This window comes from Loktanella sp. DJP18 (assembly GCF_049310965.1).
In the GTDB taxonomy this organism is placed as follows: domain Bacteria; phylum Pseudomonadota; class Alphaproteobacteria; order Rhodobacterales; family Rhodobacteraceae; genus Loktanella.
The window spans coordinates 1-3,349 of the sequence record NZ_JBMERN010000232.1; the positions used below are offsets into that span (position 1 = coordinate 1).

Here is a 3,349-nt window from a genome sequence, read left to right on the forward strand (position 1 = left end):
CTGACATTGTTTCATAATACATAATATGTATCGCGTGCGAAACATATGGCTTCTGATATGTATTCAGTCCACGGACCGGATCAGCTTGCGGTCCAGCACCCGCAGCACCGCGGCCAGATCGTTGCCCCGCTTCAACACCTGTCCGTCCATGCCGACGACGGAATACTGTCCTTGCTTCAGCCGCAGCTTCGGTCGCTTCTCGATCCGGTAAAGCGGGTTCTCCGCCGTGCGGCGAAACACGCTGAACACCGCCATCTCGCGCAGGGCGCTGATGCCGTAGTCGCGCCATTCGCCGGCCGCGACCATCCGGCCATACAGAGTCAGGATCGGACCCAGTTCCGTGCGATGGAACGATACCCGATCGTCAGGCCCGGTGTGAAGCGGCAGGGGGCTTTGAATTGTCATGGGTCAGATTTGCGCAGACATCGCGACAAATCAAGCCGGCTGCCCAGATTTCGCCGCAACAAGACCCGGAACCCGCCGCGATCCGCCCATCATGGTGCCACGCGGCACTGCAAAACCTGATGCAGTGCAAGACCACCCGGCGGCGCGTGTCGATTGCCCCCACCCAGTGCGGGCCGCCGGGACCTTGCACGTCTCCCCCCACATGGCTCGCGACAGTTTACCCGCAGGTGATGTTCGCAATCCTGTTGTCGCTGCCGATGACAAAGTTGATGCGGTCTGGCTGAACATCCTGCGCCGCGATGCTGCCCGGTCGCAGGACCTGCACCGGCCCCAGGATCAGCACCGTCTCCAGCACCGTGGCATCCTTGCCCAGCAGGCTGGCGTGACGCTGCGCACCGCATGAATTCTCGACAGCCGCACCGGATGGCAGGACTGCGACATCGACAGGTTGTGCCGGGGTGCCGATAGGGCCACGTAACGCAGGTGCGGCACCGCAGGCGGCAGCAAGCGTCAGTGGCAACAACGCCGTCAGCCGCAACGGACAACCTGAATGATGCCGGCCGAATCCAGCTCAACGTTCAAGCGGTCTGCACGGTAGTCCATCGTGACGGCCTCGCCCGGATTGATGATCCGCATGTCGAGGTCTGCCGGAAACGTCGCGGCGGCCAGAGGTCGACCAACCAGCGATTGATAGCCGGAAGCGCCGCAGGCGTCGCTGCCCGGATCGGGCGGCGCGGTGACGGGGACCGGCGGCGTGCAGGCGGCCAGCAAGGGAAACAACAGCGGGATGAGGGAAAATCTGGACATGACGACAGTTTGCCGCAGCCACCCGGCGATTGGCAAGGGGGCGGGTTGAACTCTGCGCGGATTTGCCGGACGTTGCGTCAAATGAATACGAAAGGCGATCCCATGCGAACCCGTGCAGCCGTGGCCCTGAAGGCCGGTCAACCCCTTGAGATCATGGAGGTCAATCTCGACGGCCCGCGGGCCGGCGAGGTGCTGGTCGAGATCAAGGCGACCGGCCTGTGCCACACGGACGAGTTCACGCGGTCCGGCGACGATCCCGAAGGTGCCTTTCCCGCGATCCTCGGCCATGAGGGGGCCGGCGTCGTGCTGGAGGTGGGCGAGGGGGTCACATCGCTGAAGCCGGGCGATCACGTGATCCCGCTCTACACGCCCGAATGCCGCGAATGCGACTACTGCCTGAACCCCAAGACGAACCTGTGCCAGAAGATCCGCAGCACCCAGGGCCAGGGCCTGATGCCGGACGGAACCTCTCGGTTCAGCATGCTCGATGGCACGCCGATCCTGCACTACATGGGCTGCTCGACCTTCGCGAACCACACGGTCCTGCCCGAAATCGCATTGGCCAAGGTGCGTGACGACGCGCCCTTCGACAAGATCTGCTACATCGGCTGCGGTGTGACGACCGGCATCGGCGCGGTCATCAACACGGCCAAGGTGGAATACGGCAGCCGCGCCATTGTCTTCGGCCTCGGCGGGATCGGTCTGAACGTGATCCAGGGCCTGCGGATGGCGGGTGCGGTGCAGATCGTGGGCGTCGACATCAACCCCGACAAGGTCGCGATGGGCAAACGCTTCGGCATGACCGACTTCGTGAACCCCAAGGAGGTGTCGGGCGATCTGGTCGGCCATCTGGTGGAACTGACGGGCGGCGGTGCCGACTATACCTTTGATGCCACCGGCAACGTGAACGTCATGCGCACCGCGCTCGAATCGGCGCACAAGGGCTGGGGCGAGAGCATCATCATCGGTGTCGCTCCCGCCGGGGCCGAGATTTCGACGCGGCCCTTCCAGTTGGTCACCGGCCGGTCCTGGCGCGGGACGGCCTTCGGCGGGGCCCGTGGCCGGACCGACGTGCCGAAGATCGTGGACTGGTACATGCAGGGCAAGATCGAGATCGACCCGATGATCACCCACACCATGCCGCTCGAGGACATCAACAAGGGCTTCGACCTGATGCACCGCGGCGAAAGCATCCGCGGCGTCGTGATCTACTGAGAGCGATTAAGATCGCGTGACGGGCCCGGTCGCGGCGACCGGGCCTTTTTCACGATGACGGAACGGCATGTCATGCCGACATTTGCGCGATGCCATCCGGTCAATGGCTGCTTCGAGGCCAGACCTACCGTATCGACCATCGACAACTCGTATATCTATTTTTTTGAGGCAAATTCTGTGGTGCTTGCTTTTTTTGCCAGCCTCATGAGCGTGGGTAGTTCGTTGCCCGAAGCGAAAGACTTCGTTGGCATATGTACATTGAAGTCACTGCTCCGAGCATAAATCTGATTTGTCGAATATCTGGCGATGTGGGTGTTCGCATCAGCAACCTGCAATGCATCATAGTTCATGACAGGTGGTAAATCTTCGAAGGTACCGAGTAGGAGTAAACTACTGGACAAAGGAAAAGTTATGAGAGTGTCCATAAGCCCGTGACCAGGACCGAAAAAACCTCTGTCTTTCTTATCTTTCCATGACAGCACTACCGGATCGTCAGAGGTAATAAAAATATGGCCGTGCGGAGGTGAAACAAAGCACCAGTTCCGGTTCCCGAGCTCTGTAAGTACTTTTTCAACCATCTGCATTTCGAGCCCGATCAAATGGGTCTGGTCAATCGCGATTCCGTAATTTTTTTCGTCGTGAAACTTCTTAGCTTGCTCGTATGTGACGGTCGGATTGACTGCCTCACCCGCTTCTTGCATCTGTCTGTATTGGCTCTCCCAAATCTCTCTGGTCGAAACGGAAAGGCTTGCGACACGTTCCGCAATGTCTTTATGAAATTTCTCCATCTGGCTGCGCATTCGTGGATTCCGCACCGAGAGTTGTGCGGCCAAATTCATCGTCCAATCGAAGTGTTCAGCTGTTTGAAAACGCTTTTCAGCAACAACTTCAGCAAGGAAAGGTGCAAGTTCACCCTCCATCT

5 protein-coding genes are annotated in these 3,349 nt (G+C 59.9%); 1 reads left to right on the forward strand and 4 read right to left on the reverse strand.

Annotated features, from left to right (window positions below):
* Nucleotides 1–63: 63 nt before the first annotated feature.
* From ACOI1H_RS24360 to ACOI1H_RS24370, 3 genes are all read right to left on the reverse strand, one after another.
* On the reverse strand, nucleotides 64–405 hold the full coding sequence (locus tag ACOI1H_RS24360) for a DUF2794 domain-containing protein (RefSeq protein WP_422440809.1): 342 nt from the start codon (nucleotides 403–405) through the stop codon (nucleotides 64–66).
* 217 nt (nucleotides 406–622) lie between these two features.
* The gene (locus tag ACOI1H_RS24365; RefSeq protein WP_422440810.1) at nucleotides 623–925 is read right to left on the reverse strand and encodes an I78 family peptidase inhibitor; all 303 of its coding nucleotides are present in this window, start codon (nucleotides 923–925) and stop codon (nucleotides 623–625) included.
* An 8-nt stretch (nucleotides 926–933) separates the two neighbouring features.
* Entirely contained in the window at nucleotides 934–1,212 is a 279-nt protein-coding gene (locus tag ACOI1H_RS24370; protein ID WP_422440811.1) for an I78 family peptidase inhibitor, read from the reverse strand.
* A gap of 102 nt (nucleotides 1,213–1,314) precedes the next feature.
* Here ACOI1H_RS24370 and ACOI1H_RS24375 point away from each other — a divergent pair, with 102 nt between their 5' ends.
* Complete coding sequence (locus ACOI1H_RS24375) at nucleotides 1,315–2,427, forward strand: S-(hydroxymethyl)glutathione dehydrogenase/class III alcohol dehydrogenase (RefSeq protein ID WP_422440813.1); 1,113 nt, start codon at nucleotides 1,315–1,317, stop codon at nucleotides 2,425–2,427.
* 155 nt (nucleotides 2,428–2,582) lie between these two features.
* On the opposite strand, the gene ACOI1H_RS24380 is transcribed toward ACOI1H_RS24375, so the two are convergent.
* Nucleotides 2,583–3,349 (reverse strand): DUF4238 domain-containing protein (locus tag ACOI1H_RS24380; protein ID WP_422440814.1); only part of this gene is annotated, 767 nt, incomplete at its 5' end.